Source organism: Vreelandella subterranea (assembly GCF_900111305.1).
GTDB lineage: Bacteria > Pseudomonadota > Gammaproteobacteria > Pseudomonadales > Halomonadaceae > Vreelandella > Vreelandella subterranea.
Genome location: NZ_FOGS01000010.1, coordinates 55,951 through 70,175, shown reverse-complemented (window position 1 = coordinate 70,175; position 14,225 = coordinate 55,951). Strand labels below are relative to the sequence as shown.

The following is a 14,225-nucleotide window of genomic DNA, read 5'->3' as shown; positions in this document are numbered from 1 at the left end:
GGGCCCGTTGAATCCAGAGGCCAGGTTTTGTCGCCAAGCATTCGCAAATCGCCTAAAAAGAGCAGAGTCGCCGATTGATAAAGCAGGCTCGCCAGCCAAGTCGGCAATGCAGGGGATATTTTGAAATGCCACAGTCCTTTAGTGCGACGATCCTATCGAGTCTGCGGCGCCGGTTTGAGGGTGAAGATCCCGGTAAGGACTGGGCCCTCACCATCGAAAAAGTGCGCATCCTCTACAGCAATCTGTGGCAGCCCGTCTACGCCGGTATTCTAGGGTCGGTCCTATTGGTCAGCATCATGTGGGAGGTCGTCGCCCCCGCCGTTTTAATCAGCTGGCTCGTGGCCATTATCGCCATCTCCCTGATTCGCTTGCGTCTGGCTTCCCTGTTTCTGCAGTCCGACGCATCATCACAAGCGCAACTAAAATGGATATTCGGGTTTGCGTTCACTGTCTTTGTGGCGGGGTGCGTTTGGGGAACCGCAGGTGTCCTTATGTTTGCGCCCGAGCGACCTGAATATGTCGCAGCGCTGGCAATTATCCTATCGGGGGTAGCAGCCGGTTGCGTGACCATGATTTCGGCTATTTGGTGGATAGTACTCTTATTCATATTGCCGATAGCCCTGCCTCTACAATGGATGTTCGTGACGTCCGCGGTGCCTACCCATACCATGATGGGCATCATAATGACGGTGTTTTTAGGACTGCTGATTGTCACCAGTCGGCGCCTGGGGCTGATCATTCACGACAATCTTTCACTGCGGGTCAGCATGGCTGCCCGGGAAGCGACGATTTACCACCAGGCCTACTACGATGCATTGACCGACCTGCCAAACCGACGCATGTTCATCGAACGGCTCGAGACGCTTCGTGACGATGAAAAGTACGCCAGTGGCCTGCTGCTGTTCATGGATCTGGACCGTTTCAAGCTGATCAACGATACGCTTGGTCACGCTGCCGGTGACGACTTGCTGATCCAGGTGGCGCGCCGCCTGGAGGGGTGTCTCCGCGAAGGCGACATGGCCGCTCGACTCAGCGGTGATGAATTCGTACTGCTGGCGTTGACCAATACCCCCACGGCAAAGGCGCTGGACGACTGGTCTGAAGCTTATATGCAGGAGATACAGGATGCGCTTTCGGGCGCTTACAGGCTAGATAACCATTGGATAGATGTGACGCCAAGTATTGGTTACACCTGTTTTCAAGCTTGTGATTGTCGGCATGACGAGTTATTGAAAGAAGCCGACCTGGCCATGTACCAAGCCAAGATGGGAGGCCGTGCGCAGCGTCGACGCTATCAGCCGTGGATGTTGGAGGAAGCCAAAAAACAGGCCCGGTTCCGTGCGCCCACTGACGATTCGACTAGCTGAACTGGCCACTGAACAGCAGCCACAGCGCGATCAGGGCAAAATGACCGGGGTACCAGGCCAGCCATAAGCGTCTGGGCATGGCCCACTGAAGGGTAGGTATGCGCTGTGCGGCGCCTGCTGCCAGTATCAGTACGACAATACAGGTGGTCACCGTAAACGATTTGGCCATATCGGAAGCATTCATCTGGCCTGCTATCCACAAGGCCGGGAAGGCCGCCAACCCTGCCCAAAGCCGCGCTGAAAAATCACCCTCGGCGTCGCTCAGCGCCTGCATGGCAAACATCAGCAGGGGAATCAATAGCAACCCGGAGTGACTATACTCGACCCAAAAGCCGAGCAGATACCATAGGGTAACCCCTGCCGCGGCACCCCCCAGCAGCCAGCCAAAGTGAATGCTTTCCTGCTGATAGTGTTGCCAACCCAGTCGTACCAGTGAACCCAGCGTCAGGCCTGCAGCCAGGGTAAAGCAGATGTTGAGGATGAAGGCATCAGATTCACGCGGCATCAGCATGTAAGGCAGCTGTGCGATCACCCCGATAATCAGCATGCGCCGCGCGTATCGCATCGGGTTACGGGTATTGAACAGGCCGTGCCAGGCGACCATCGCGGCAAACAGCGGGAAAGCAATCCGGCCAATAGACGAACCCACCCAGTCAAGGCCCCAGGCCTCGGGGACTATATAGCGCGTCACGTGATCCGCCGTCATGGTGAACAGGGCGAGCCACTGCGCCCAGCCCGTCCAATGTGATGAGGGTTTTGCTGAAACCGCCATGGTACCTCCCTGTGAATGACGCTAAGTTGGGCTTATCAACAATGGATAATGCGACTAATGCAAAGACCGAGAGATAGAGCGTCGGTTCACTTAAGGTTAAATGAATCTTGGTCGGGGAGACTAGATAGGTAAGGCGGTGATAGAACTAGGTTAGCAGTCGATAAGACAGAAGAAGTCCCTCCCCATAAGGCTGGGGAGGGGGAATTGCTTACTCTGTTTCAAAGTAACGCGCGTAGATTTCGTCGTAGGTGCCGTTGTCACGAAGGGTTTCAAGGGCTTCGTTGAACTGCTCGGCGAGGGCTTCATCGCGCTGGCGGAAGGCAATGCCGAAGCCGTCGCCGAAGTATTCTTTCGGTTCGGTCAGCATGTCGCCGACAACGATGTAGTTACCTTCTTCGCTGTCCAGCAGGGTTGACTTGCCTACCGGGAAGTCGAGGAACAGGATGTCCAGACGCTGGGACTCCATGTCCAGCACCATGTCATCGGCGGTTGCGTAGCGGTTGATGTCCGCTACATCGCCGTACATGTCGGTGACGTAGTTATCCTGCAGGGTGCCGCGCTGAACGCCGATGGTCATGTCGGTGAGCGTTTCCGCGTTGACGACGTCGAACTCGACGCCTTCAGGGGCAAACCAGGCGGACGGCGGTGTAATGTAGGGGTCGGAGAAGAGTACCTGCTCGCGACGGTCATCGTTGATGGTCATGGATGACATGATGGCATCGTATTTACGCGACAGCAGGCCCGGAATGATGCCATCCCATCCTTGCACAATCCACTCGCAGCTAACGCCGATTTCTTCGCAAAGGGCGTTGCCCAGGTCAATGTCGAAACCCGTGAGCTCACCGTCAGGGGTGCGGTATTCCATTGGCTCGTAAGGAACGTCCACGCCGATGCGAACTTCTTCGTAATCCCGTGCCTGGGCACTGGACGCAGCAATCGCCAAGCCAAGTAGAGAAAGTGTTAGGACTTTTTTCATTATGAGTCTCCTGATGGACGAAATTCACCAAGTGGTGAGGAACACAACCTTTGCCAGCTTAGCGCCGACAACAATGATTTGTCGACGTATGAACCAACGTTTGTTTCACACTAGCCTGTTTGGGGCTGTAGGTGGGCCAGCAGTTTTTTCTCCAGGTGGCGGAAGAAATACAGAATCGCAAAGGTCAGGCACAGATAAATGGCCGCAACGAATAAAAAGGCCTCGAAGGGCGCGTAGTAACGGGCGTAGACAAAGCGCGCCGCGCCGGTCAGGTCCATGATGGTGACCACGCTTGCGATCGCGCTGGCGTGGAGCATGAAAATCACTTCATTACCATAGGCGGGCAGGGCGCGGCGGAAGGCGCTGGGAATGATGATGCGACGCATGGTCAAGCCCGGCGACATGCCGTAAGCCCGCGCGGCTTCGATTTCGCCTTTCGAGGTGGACTTGATGGCACCGCGAAAGATTTCGGTCGTATAGGCGGCGGTGTTAAGTGTGAAGGCAATCAGTGCCGGTACAAAAGGATCTTCCAGAATGACCCATAGCCAGGTTTCCTGAATGCCGTCAACGAACACCACACCGTAGTAGATCAAGTAGAGCTGGATGAGTAGCGGGGTACCGCGAAACACGTAGGTGTAGGCAAAGATGGGCCATTTGATCCAGGCATGCCTGGAACCGCGACCAATGGCGAGCGGCACAGCGGCGATCAGCCCGATAATCAGCGATAGGAAGACGAGTTGAACGGTGGTCGTCAGGCCTTCGCCATAGTGCGACAGCGTTTGCAGGGTAAAAATGCTGTTATCGGCGAGCTGGGTTTCCAGCCAGGTGAGTAGGGATTCCATTAGTCTGCCTCCCCGTACCCGATGTCATAGCGTTTTTGCAGGCGGACGAATATCCACTCCGAGACGCTGGCGATCAACAGGTAAATGAGCGCCACCACAATCATGAAGGTGAACGGCTCGCGGGTGGCCTTGGAGGCCTCGGACGCCACGCGCACCATGTCGGAAAGCCCGATGACCGAGACCAGTGCGGTGGTCTTTAGCAATACCATCCAGTTGTTGGACAGACCGGGCAGGGCGTGGCGCATCATTTGCGGGAAGCGAATGCGCCGGAATACCAGTGAATTGCTCATGCCATAGGCTTTGCCGGCTTCGATTTGGCCGTGATCCACTGCCATGAAGGCGCCGCGGAAGGTTTCGCCCATGTAGGCGCCGAAAATCAGCCCGATGGTCACCACACCCGCAACAAACTCATTGATGTTAATGAAAATATCGATATCGAATTGGTAATAGAGCCAGTCGGTGATCATGTTGACGCCGATTTGTCCGCCGAAGAACAGCAGCATCATCAGCACCAGGTCGGGAACGCCGCGGATAACGGTGGTGTAAAGCGTCGCGATACGGTGAGCAAGCCAGCTGCGCGACATCTTCGCGCTGGCAGTGATAAGCCCGAGTACCACAGCGAGAAGCAGCGATAACAGCGCAAGCTGCAACGTTACGCCAGCGCCTTCCAGCAAGCGCGGGCCGTAACCATGAAGATCAAGCATAGTGAGCCTCGCGAATCAGTATTTGGGAGCCAGGAACTGCTGCAGGCGGGGAGACTGAGGGTTGCCGATCAGCTCTTCAGGCGGCCCCGCTTCTTCCACCCTTCCTTCATGAAGATAAATCACCTGGCTGGAGACGTCCCGGGCAAACCCCATCTCGTGGGTGACCACCACCATGGTACGGCCTTCTTCGGCCAGGCCGTGCATGACATTGAGGACATCGCCCACCAGTTCGGGGTCCAGGGCCGAGGTAGGTTCATCGAACAGCATGACCTCGGGGTCCATGGCCAGCGCACGGGCAATGGCTCCACGCTGCTGTTGGCCACCCGACATCTGCGCCGGGTAGGCATTGGCGCGGGCCGTTAGTCCGACCCTTTCGAGAAGCGCATGGGCATGCTCGATGGCCTCCTTCTTGGGTTTGCCGAGTACATGGATCGGCGCCTCGATGATGTTTTCGAGCAGCGTCATGTGGGCCCACAAATTAAAGCTTTGAAACACCATCGACAGCTTGGCGCGCATCTGCACCACCTGCTTCCAGTCGGCGGGCTCGCGGCCACGGCGGGTATTCTTGAAGCGGATTTGTTCGCCGTGCACGTACAGGTCGCCTTCGTCAGGCTGTTCAAGCAGGTTCATGCAGCGCAGGAAGGTACTCTTGCCCGACCCTGATGCCCCGATAAGGGTGATGACATCCCCTTTATGGGCCTGTAGGGAAAGGCCTTTCAGAACTTCCGTATCGCCGAAGCGTTTTTTTATATGTCGCACTTCAAGAGGAATAGGCGTAGCGGCCATGTACTTGGCTCCAATACTGGGTTGCCGCGGCAACAGTGAATGTTGATGGCGGCTGGCGCAAAAAAGGGGCGATTCTATCAGGCTAGACGGCCGATGCACGTTCTCCTGATGTTTTAATGGCTCGACGTTAGTCGTAGTAAACGCCAAGCGGGCGATCATCGCCAGTGGATTGTTGTTGTCATCCCTTAATCATGTGGGTGGTGCGCAGGGAACCACCAGGAGCGCGGCGCGTGCGCCAATTTCGACATTGGCATTGGGAAATACCACGTGGAGCGGGGTATCGCCCACCCGATATTCACCGGTTTGGCTGTCGTTGGCCAGGCAGGTGCCAGGCGCAAAACGGGTGAAATTGGGGGTGTCATCGTCGAAGCACAGCATGAAATTGTCGCCGTGGCGCATCAACTCATGCTGAACGCGGAAAAACGTTACCGCTTCTATGGCGCTTTCTGCCGGTTTGGTGCCTTCGCTGAGCCGACCCAGCAGGGCCAGCATCGGCGTGAGCGACGCCATGTCGTTCTGCCCGAAAGGGGCTACCTGGCCGAGCTCGAAGGTAAACGATTGAGCGCCGTGATAATGCTTGCTGTAGTGAGAGAATGTCCAGCTATGTTGGTGCTGGTGCAACACAGCCTGCATATCGGCAGCGGCCAGCCACTGCCACTGTTCGCTGTGTGTGGCGCTACCCCTATAGGGCTCCACGACAAAACGCGGGTAGAGACTGGCGCGAATCGCCGTGTGCAGATCGTAGTGGAGCTTGGGTAATCCAGCGTTGTCGCTGAAAAAGTCATCAACCGCGGTCATCAGCTGGCGCGCCCGGTCTGGTTCGTCGCCGCTGACAGAAAGCCCGCGTTCAAACAGCCGGTTGAGGTTGGTTTGGATGAAGCGCTGCTGGGCCTTGAGGGCGGGAATATTGCCGAGAATCACCAGCAACGGGGCGCCGAGCGTTAGCGTGCCCGCTTCCAGCTCGCTCAGCCAGGCACCTATCAGTTCGACGGGGGCGGTTTCGTTGCCGTGAATGGCGGCTGAAAAGATACAGGCGCGAGCGTCCGGGCACTGACGATATGGCGTCAGGCGAAGAACACCAGGGGCGCTGATGTCGAAGCGACCGCTGGCAAAGCTGCCTTGCCTGGGCATATCGCGCTGCTCATCGAGGGTCCAGTCCAGCCACTCGCCTAGCATGTCAGGCCCCCATAATGGGTAATCGCGTCAGCGAGAGAACATCGCTTGGTAACATTGTGATGTGTCATTGTGTGTTGTGTCATTGGCAGTGCAACAAGCTGATAAACGTGGCCTACCTTTACCCTCTTCCGCTTGTCCGGCAACCCCTGGCGTCGTTCGAATGAAAAAGCGCGGTGGGATCGTGAAAGAGCACCAAGGCCAACACCCGCAAGCGAGAATCGATGAAATCGATTCCCGCGGTCGAAAACATTCGCTTTTTTCTAGGTGCCATTGCGTTATTTTTGTAGCTATCAAAACAGACATCACCAATTGCAGTGCAAAGGAGTGAGCAATGACGAAAGTACTGGTGCTTTACTATTCCATGTATGGCCACATCGACACGCTGGCGGCGGCTGTCGCCGAGGGTGCCAAGAATGTCGAGGGTGTCGAGGTCACCGTCAAGCGCGTGCCCGAAACCATGCCGGAAGACGCCTTCAAGAATGCCGGTGGCAAGCAGGATTTCACGACCCCTGAAGCAACGCCGCAAGAGCTTGCCGATTACGACGCCATCATCTTCGGCACGCCAACGCGCTTTGGCAACATGGCCGGTCAGATGCGCACCTTCCTCGACCAGACCGGTGGGCTTTGGGCCAGTGGCGCGCTGCGCGGCAAGGTGGCCAGCGTATTCACTTCCACCGGCACCGGTGGTGGCGATGAAATGACCATCACCTCTACCTGGACCACTCTTGCCCACCACGGCATGGTCATCGTACCGATTGGCTACGGTATCGAAGAACAGTTCGATATTTCCAAGGTAAGCGGCGGTACGCCTTATGGTGCCGCCACCATTGCTGGTGGTGACGGCTCTCGCCAGCCGGATGATCGCGAGCTGAAAATTGCCCGCTTCCAGGGCGAGCATGTGGCCGGGATTGCGGCCAAGCTGGCGAGCTAACTGACAGTTAGCGCTAGCCATAAATCATGAAGGCCCCATCGCCACCCTGGCGATGGGGCCTTTCTATTGCATGTTTCTATTGGGCGTTATCTGGAAATCCGTTCGGCAATGGCCTTGCCAAGGCTTTCTGTGCTGCCTTGTCCGCCAACATCCCGGGTGAGAACCTGGCTATCGCCGTCACTCAACACGGCTTCAATGGCGGTGACCATTGCTTCCCCGGCTTCTTGATAACCCAGGTGTTCGAGCATCATGGCGCCGGACCAGATCTGGCCGATGGGGTTGGCAATGCCCTTGCCGGCAATATCCGGTGCGCTGCCGTGGACCGGTTCAAACAGACTGGGGAAGTTACCTTCCGGGTTGATATTGGCCGAGGGCGCAATGCCGATGGTGCCGGTACAGGCGGGGCCTAGATCGGAAAGAATATCGCCGAACAGGTTGCTGCCCACCACCACGTCGAACCAGTCCGGGTGCAGCACAAAGTTGGCGGTGAGGATATCGATGTGGAATTTATCCACGGCGATCTCTGGATAGCGTTTGGCCATTTCCGCCACGCGCTCATCCCAGTAGGGCATGGTGATCGAGATGCCGTTGGACTTGGTGGCCGAGGTCAGCTTTTTACGCGGGCGGGTCTGAGCCAGGTCAAAGGCGTACTTGAGGACACGGTCAACGCCGGTGCGGCTCATCACCGTTTCCTGAAGGACGATTTCGCGCTCGGTGCCTTCATACATCTTGCCACCGATGCTCGAGTACTCGCCCTCGGTGTTTTCGCGCACGACATAAAAATCGATATCGCCGGGCTCACGGCCTGCCAGCGGGCTTTTGATACCGGGCATCAGCTTGCACGGGCGCAGGTTGATGTACTGGTCAAAGCGGCGACGGAACTGCAGAAGCGAGCCCCACAGGGAAATGTGGTCGGGCACCTTGTCGGGCCAGCCCACCGCGCCATAAAACAGCGCATCAAAGCTTTTCAACTGTTCGAACCAGTCATCCGGCAACATGCTGCCGTGTTCCAGATAGTAGTCGCAGCTGCCGAACTCAAAGGGGGTGAATTCCAGCGGGATGTTAAAACGCTTGGCGGCAGCTTCCAGAGCACGGATGCCTTCGGGCATGACTTCGGTGCCAATGCCGTCGCCGGCAATCACTGCAATACGGTGGGCCATGGTGACTCCTGGTTAGATAGGGCAAACGATGCGATTAAGGTGTCGTTGATTAAGGTGTCGTGGTGAGGTGAGTGTAGCCCCTATAGCAAAGAAGATAATTAGTCTATGATGCAAGCTATTGTTGCCCTGAGGTGAAGAATCAGTGACTCCCCTGGATGATTTGGCCTTTTTTCAGCAGCTGGCGCGTGCCGGTAGCTTGACCGCCACCGCGCGGGAGCTGGGGCTCTCGCTTTCGGCGGTCAGCAAGCGGCTAAAACAGCTGGAAGCCCGGCTGGGCGTCATGCTGGCGGCGCGAACCACGCGGCGTCTGACGCTGACCGCTGAGGGTGAACACTACCTGGCCCGCGGGGGATTGATTCTTGAAGAGCTCGACGAGCTGGAAAATGGCCTCGGGGATTCGTTCAGCCAGGCACTCGGCGGGCGTTTGCGGGTAAACGCCACCTTCGGCTTTGGCAGGCGACATGTCGCGCCGTTGCTGTCCAGCTTTTGTGTCGAGAACCCGTCAATCGAGAGCTGGCTGGAATTGACCAATTTTCCGCTGAACCTCAGCGACCACGGTTTTGATGTGGGGGTGCGCATCGGTGAACCGCCGGACTCCCGCCTGGTGGCGCGGCGCATCCTGGTCAATCGTCGCGTGCTTTGCGCATCACCCAGCTACCTCGAACGGATGCCTGCGTTAACCACGCCTGCCGATCTGGCGCAGCATAGCTGTCTGGTCATCCGTGAAAACGACAGTGATTTCCCACTGTGGAGATTCGAGCGCTGCGGCTCGCCAGCCGATGTTCAAGCGGTAAAAGTCAGCGGTCGACTGGCCAGTAACGACGGTGAGGTGGTGACCCGCCTGGCGCTCGAAGGCCACGGGGTGATGCTGCGTTCCTGGTGGGATATCAACGAGCACCTTGCCAGCGGCGCGCTGGTGCCGTTGTTGCCCGGCTGGCAAGGCGTGCGTGCGGATTTCTACGCGCTATTTGAACACCGTCGTCATATACCCAGGCGCATCAGTGCCTTTATCGATTACCTTCAGCAAGAAATGGCAATGCGCGTGCCTGCCATGCCGCTTGAAACGTGATTAACACTGATCTACTGCGAATCCGTGCTTCTCGCGACGATCGGTCAAGCCCGACAGGCTGCTAGCGCTCGGGGCATGTATCATCATGGGCGACATCGATCAGTTCGTCGGTCGGGAAGTCCAGCTCGGCCGCCCGCTCGCGCAGCCGGTTTTCCAGCTCGCTGTCCATGTCCGGAGTCCGCGAGAGAATCCAGAGATAATCGCGGTTGGGGCCTGATACCAGCGCCCACTGGTAGTCGTCATCCAGCGCCAGAATGTTATAGCCGCCGTAGAAGGGGCCAAAGAAGCTGACTTTGAGTCGGCCGATATCGTCATCGTCGATAAAATAAGCGCGCCCTTCGGCTTCGTCCCAGGCCTGCTCCTCCGGGTTGTAGCCGCGGTTGATCACTCTGACGCCACCATCCTCGCGAAGGCTGTATGTTGCCGTCACGCATTGCAGCCCTTCCTCGAAGGAATGATCCAACCGGGCGATTTCGTACCACTGGCCCAGGTAGCGGTCCAGCTCAAAGCCGGTAACGGGCTGAGTGCCGTCGGGGATGCCGGTGCAACCGGCAATGGCGGCACTGCCGAGGACGACCTTCCATGGTTTTAGCACCTTCCATGGTTTTAACATTGTGTGCTCCTGGGGTGACGGGCGTTTGCTAATTCGGGCGTCGCCAATAACAATGAATAGAATGGAATGACACACTCATAATGTTAAGGCGATGGTTATGTGGCACCAGGATGAGATTCACCTAACCGAGCGGCCACGGGGCTTCCATCTTATCACCCAAGAGCTGGTCGGAGCGCTACCCTGGCTGGCGGAATGTGAGATGGGCATTTTGCACCTGCAGTTACTGCATACTTCGGCTTCGCTGACCCTCAATGAAAATAGCGACCCGGATGTTCGCCATGATATGAACGCCTTCATGCGTCGGCTGGTGCCGGAGGGGTTGGATTATTTCCGTCATACGCTGGAAGGCCCGGATGACATGCCCGCCCATGTCATGGCAAGCCTGTTGGGTACGCAATTAACCTTGGCGGTGCGTGATAGCCGCCTGGTGCTTGGCACATGGCAGGGGGTCTGGCTCGGTGAACACCGTGAGCAAGGTGGTTCTCGGCGTGTCATGGCGACACTTACCGGGAAAGCTGACCCGTAGTCGCCTTTTACAACGACTCAATGACGGGGTGTGAGGGCAGGTTGAAGCGAGGGGCTTTTTCCAGGGCCGGGAAAGGCTCCCGGCGATTCTGGCATATGGCAGTCTGATGGAAAGATAGCCCCTCGACAACGCTATCGGTGAGCGTTACTCGTTGAGCTGAGCTTCAATAACCGGCCAGGCGGGGTCACCATCGGTAGTCGTCACGTCGGCAAGCATCGCTTCCACCCGCTCGGTGTTTTCGTTGATCCACTGCTCGGCGACACCGTCCAGCTCGCGCTCTTCCTGGCCGAACTGCTGAATCATCCAGCTTTGTTCTTCGGCGCTGAAGGTGAACTGTTCAAAGAACGTCACGACATTGGGGTTGGCCTCGGCGTAGCCGGAACGCATCAGGGTGAGCACTTCGCTTTCACCATTGTTCTCGCCGAACAGGTCTTTCTCGTCGTCGAGATAGCGCATCGGCAACTCAAGGTTCATCCAGTGAGGCGTCCAGCCAACCCACACAATGGGTTCTTCGCGAGAAATCGAGTCACTCGCGGCGGAAAGCATCGCGACTTCGCTGGTGTCGACCAGTTGCCAGTCGCCGAGTCCCCAGATGTCGTTATCGATGGCGTTATTGAGGATTTCGCTGGCCGCCGAACCGGCACCAAAGCCATGAATCCTGCCATCCAGTTGGTCGCGGTAGTCGTCAAGATCGGCAAAACTTTGCAGGCCGTCTTCATAGAGGTATTCGGGCACGGCCAGCGTCATTTGCGCGCCATCAACGTTGTTGGCCACATCGACCAGTACGCCCGATTCCTTGCGCGGGTTGAACATCTCACGCTGAGCCGGCAGCCAGGCACCCAGGAAGACATCGATATCGCCGCTTTCAATCCCCTGGTAAATCACCTGCAGGCCGATTTCCTGGGTGGTGGTTTCGTAGCCTAGCGGGTTGAGCAACTGTTCGGCAATGGCAGTCTTGACGGTAATACCCGGCCAGGCGGGTACGCCAAAGTCGAGGGTTTCGTCGTCGGCGTGGGATGCCGAGGCAAACAACGCTACGCTGGCAAAGGCAATGCCCGAGGCGAGAGGTTTCAGGTGTGTCATACGATCGATCTCCTTGCTTGGTTTATTATCAATGCATGCGCTCGTTATGCGCTTCTCATGAACTACGTGCGAGGACGCGCAGCTTGGAAGCGAGCATGTCACGGTCTAGATAGGTGCCCTGCAAGTGACGTGCGCCGCTGTTGGGGTCGAATTCACGCCGTCCATGAAGGACGCGGCGGTTGTCGAACGCCACCATCTGGCCAGGTAATAAGGTGAACTCGATCTGGTGCGCTTCGCTGTGAAACAGCTGCCACAGAACGCGGTAGGCGCGGTACCAGGCGGCCATCTTGGGCGCCGGCAGGTGCAGCGTGTCGCGAATCCAGTTGTTTAGGCGGATTTCGATGAGGTTACCGTCAGCGTCGAGCTTGATGACCGGCTCGCGTACCGCGATATCGTGCGTGTCATCCTGAAAGCGAAAATCGATGGCGGTTTCGCTCAGAATCTTCAGGGCTTCCGGGTCCTGTTGGCGTAATGCATCGACCACCCGGGCGCCGTCGGCAAACAGCGATTGGCCGCCACTCGCCTCGTTTTGCAGGCAGTAGAGCAGTTGAATATCCGGCGGCTGACGCCAGTTGGGCAGGTCGATGTGCAGCGGCAGGCCGACGGCAGTATAGGCAGCATTGTTGGGGTTGGGCTTTGAGCGAACATCAAAGCGCGAACCAAAGTTGGTGGCACGCTGGGGGCCGATACGCTCTGACAGGCGGCTGACTTCTTCCTCAACCAGCGGGCCTTCGGTGATCAGCGCCAAGCCATCGCGCAACATGGCCGTCAGCCAGGCTTTTTCGCCCTCGGGCGTCAGGAAATCGGCATGACGAATGCGCTCAGGGGTGAACTGATCCCGCCAGGGGGCCAGCGATGGAACGGCCGTGGGGATCTCGGCTTCCGGACGGCGCTGGTAAAGCCAGCCGCTGTGAAAGGCACTTTCGTGGCCATCCTGCCAGGTCAGGTAAAGATGGCCTCCGGCAAGTTCGATGGTCGGCGTTTCACTGATATCCTCAAGCGGCAGATACAACCGCTCGCGGGTTTGCGGGTGCCGACAGGCGGGGCAGGCGCAATGGTCGCGCAGCCACAGCAGCGGTAGCGTGGTGTGCTGGCCATCCTGCCACGTGAGGTGAATGCCTTCATCGGTAGGCACCGCCTCAGTCAGTGATGGGCCGTCCTGATAGGGGGCTAATTCGCCCATTTGGGGCGCTTGGTGTTGCTCTTCAGCGAAAACGGCACTGTTCATCACTTCCTCCCGGCATTGACTAAATAACGCCCATCTAGGATGCGCAGTCGCAATGGCAGTGACAAACGATTAATCTGACCCCTTAGACCTCGCTCAGCTTATAGGTAGCTTTTTCATGACTCAGTTGCCGCCACTATTATGGCTACAAGCCTTTGAAGCCGCTGCTCGAACGCTCAGCTTTACCGCTGCAGGCAATGAGCTTGGGGTGACCCAGGCAGCGATCAGTCAACGTATCCGGCTGCTGGAAGACCGTCTAGGGCAGAAGCTTTTCGTTCGCCATGCCCGCAGTCTTACCCTGAGCCCCGCCGGGCAGGCCTGGTTGCCCAGCATTCACGATGCCTTTGCGCGTATCAGCGAAGGGACGTCCGAGGTTTTCGGCATGACCAGTGAACAGCCGGTCACGTTGCGCGCGACGCCGGTCATTCAGCAGTCGTGGCTGGCACCCCGGCTTATTCAGCTGCATCGCCAGCACGCCCACCTCTCCCTGCGCCTGGTCAGCGCTATCTGGCCCGATGACTTTGGCCCGGAAGGGGCGGATATTGAAATTCGCTACGGGCGTGGGGAATGGAGTGGTGTCGAGATGTGGCCGCTGGGTGATGAGCAGCTATTGCCGGTGTGCTCTCCGCAGGTTGCCAAAACGCTGACCTCACCGGAGGCCTTGGCCGGGCACACTTTGCTCCACGCAGTGGGCTTTGGGGTCGGCTGGCCCGGCTGGTTACAGACAGCGGGGGTGTCGCATCTGGAGGCACAATGCCATGCGTTGACCTGCGATAATCAGGTCATGACACTGGCGCTGGCAAGCCAGGGAGGCGGTGTTGCGCTAACGCATCGTCGCCTGCTCGAGCAGCGCGATGATCTCGTGGCCCCGTTTTCATTAAGCGTGCCAAGCGATGAGCGCTTCTGGCTGGTAAGGCCGAGCCGTCGTATCGTAAGTGAAGACGCTGAAACGGTATGGCAGTGGTTGATAAACGCGATTTAGAAGGAGGGTAAAA

The 14,225-nt window shown here is 57.7% G+C and carries 15 protein-coding genes; 5 read left to right on the top strand and 10 right to left on the bottom strand.

The genetic code is table 11. From position 1 onward, the window contains the following. Positions 1–125 precede the first annotated feature (125 nt). Positions 126–1,367, top strand: a complete 1,242-nt coding sequence (locus BMX75_RS14335) for a GGDEF domain-containing protein (protein WP_092829044.1) — start codon at positions 126–128, stop codon at positions 1,365–1,367. On the opposite strand, the gene BMX75_RS14330 is transcribed toward BMX75_RS14335, so the two are convergent. The 6 genes from BMX75_RS14330 to BMX75_RS14305 form a co-directional block, all read right to left on the bottom strand. Further along, on the bottom strand, positions 1,360–2,139 hold the full coding sequence (locus BMX75_RS14330; protein WP_092829042.1) for a TraX family protein: 780 nt from the start codon (positions 2,137–2,139) through the stop codon (positions 1,360–1,362). The two genes, BMX75_RS14335 and BMX75_RS14330, sit on opposite strands and share 8 nt — an antisense overlap. A gap of 208 nt (positions 2,140–2,347) precedes the next feature. Beyond that, positions 2,348–3,115 (bottom strand): transporter substrate-binding domain-containing protein, encoded by a 768-nt coding sequence (locus BMX75_RS14325; RefSeq protein ID WP_092829040.1) that lies wholly within the window; start codon positions 3,113–3,115, stop codon positions 2,348–2,350. A 110-nt stretch (positions 3,116–3,225) separates the two neighbouring features. Beyond that, positions 3,226–3,957, bottom strand: coding sequence for an ABC transporter permease (locus BMX75_RS14320; RefSeq protein WP_092829038.1), 732 nt, complete (start codon positions 3,955–3,957; stop codon positions 3,226–3,228). Beyond that, positions 3,957–4,661: an ABC transporter permease gene (locus BMX75_RS14315; protein ID WP_066321679.1), complete on the bottom strand. Its 705-nt coding sequence runs from the start codon at positions 4,659–4,661 to the stop codon at positions 3,957–3,959. The genes BMX75_RS14320 and BMX75_RS14315 overlap by 1 nt, the downstream gene beginning before the upstream one ends. Positions 4,662–4,676: 15 nt before the next feature. Further along, positions 4,677–5,447 (bottom strand): ABC transporter ATP-binding protein, encoded by a 771-nt coding sequence (locus tag BMX75_RS14310; protein WP_092829036.1) that lies wholly within the window; start codon positions 5,445–5,447, stop codon positions 4,677–4,679. 189 nt (positions 5,448–5,636) lie between these two features. Continuing rightward, positions 5,637–6,623 (bottom strand): succinylglutamate desuccinylase, encoded by a 987-nt coding sequence (locus BMX75_RS14305; protein WP_092829034.1) that lies wholly within the window; start codon positions 6,621–6,623, stop codon positions 5,637–5,639. A 331-nt stretch (positions 6,624–6,954) separates the two neighbouring features. Between BMX75_RS14305 and wrbA the strand changes: the two genes are divergently transcribed. Beyond that, entirely contained in the window at positions 6,955–7,554 is a 600-nt protein-coding gene (gene wrbA, locus BMX75_RS14300) for an NAD(P)H:quinone oxidoreductase (RefSeq protein WP_092829032.1), read from the top strand. 86 nt (positions 7,555–7,640) lie between these two features. Here the strand turns inward: wrbA and BMX75_RS14295 are convergent, their stop codons facing one another. Further along, a complete protein-coding gene (locus BMX75_RS14295) occupies positions 7,641–8,714 on the bottom strand; it encodes a tartrate dehydrogenase (protein ID WP_092829030.1) in 1,074 nt (357 codons plus the stop codon). A 142-nt stretch (positions 8,715–8,856) separates the two neighbouring features. On the opposite strand from BMX75_RS14295, the gene BMX75_RS14290 reads away from it, so the two are divergent. Continuing rightward, entirely contained in the window at positions 8,857–9,783 is a 927-nt protein-coding gene (locus BMX75_RS14290; protein ID WP_092829028.1) for a LysR family transcriptional regulator, read from the top strand. Between the two features lie 61 nt (positions 9,784–9,844). On the opposite strand, the gene BMX75_RS14285 is transcribed toward BMX75_RS14290, so the two are convergent. Next, the gene (locus BMX75_RS14285; protein WP_092829026.1) at positions 9,845–10,396 is read right to left on the bottom strand and encodes a lipocalin family protein; all 552 of its coding nucleotides are present in this window, start codon (positions 10,394–10,396) and stop codon (positions 9,845–9,847) included. 97 nt (positions 10,397–10,493) lie between these two features. Here BMX75_RS14285 and BMX75_RS14280 point away from each other — a divergent pair, with 97 nt between their 5' ends. Beyond that, positions 10,494–10,922 (top strand): secondary thiamine-phosphate synthase enzyme YjbQ, encoded by a 429-nt coding sequence (locus BMX75_RS14280; protein ID WP_092829024.1) that lies wholly within the window; start codon positions 10,494–10,496, stop codon positions 10,920–10,922. 144 nt (positions 10,923–11,066) lie between these two features. Here the strand turns inward: BMX75_RS14280 and BMX75_RS14275 are convergent, their stop codons facing one another. Beyond that, entirely contained in the window at positions 11,067–12,005 is a 939-nt protein-coding gene (locus tag BMX75_RS14275) for an ABC transporter substrate-binding protein (protein WP_092829022.1), read from the bottom strand. A gap of 55 nt (positions 12,006–12,060) precedes the next feature. Continuing rightward, positions 12,061–13,233 (bottom strand): TauD/TfdA family dioxygenase, encoded by a 1,173-nt coding sequence (locus BMX75_RS14270; protein ID WP_245748567.1) that lies wholly within the window; start codon positions 13,231–13,233, stop codon positions 12,061–12,063. A gap of 115 nt (positions 13,234–13,348) precedes the next feature. On the opposite strand from BMX75_RS14270, the gene BMX75_RS14265 reads away from it, so the two are divergent. Further along, positions 13,349–14,212 carry a LysR substrate-binding domain-containing protein gene (locus BMX75_RS14265; protein ID WP_092829020.1) on the top strand — a complete coding sequence of 288 codons (864 nt, stop codon included), beginning with the start codon at positions 13,349–13,351 and terminating at the stop codon, positions 14,210–14,212. Positions 14,213–14,225: the final 13 nt, after the last annotated feature.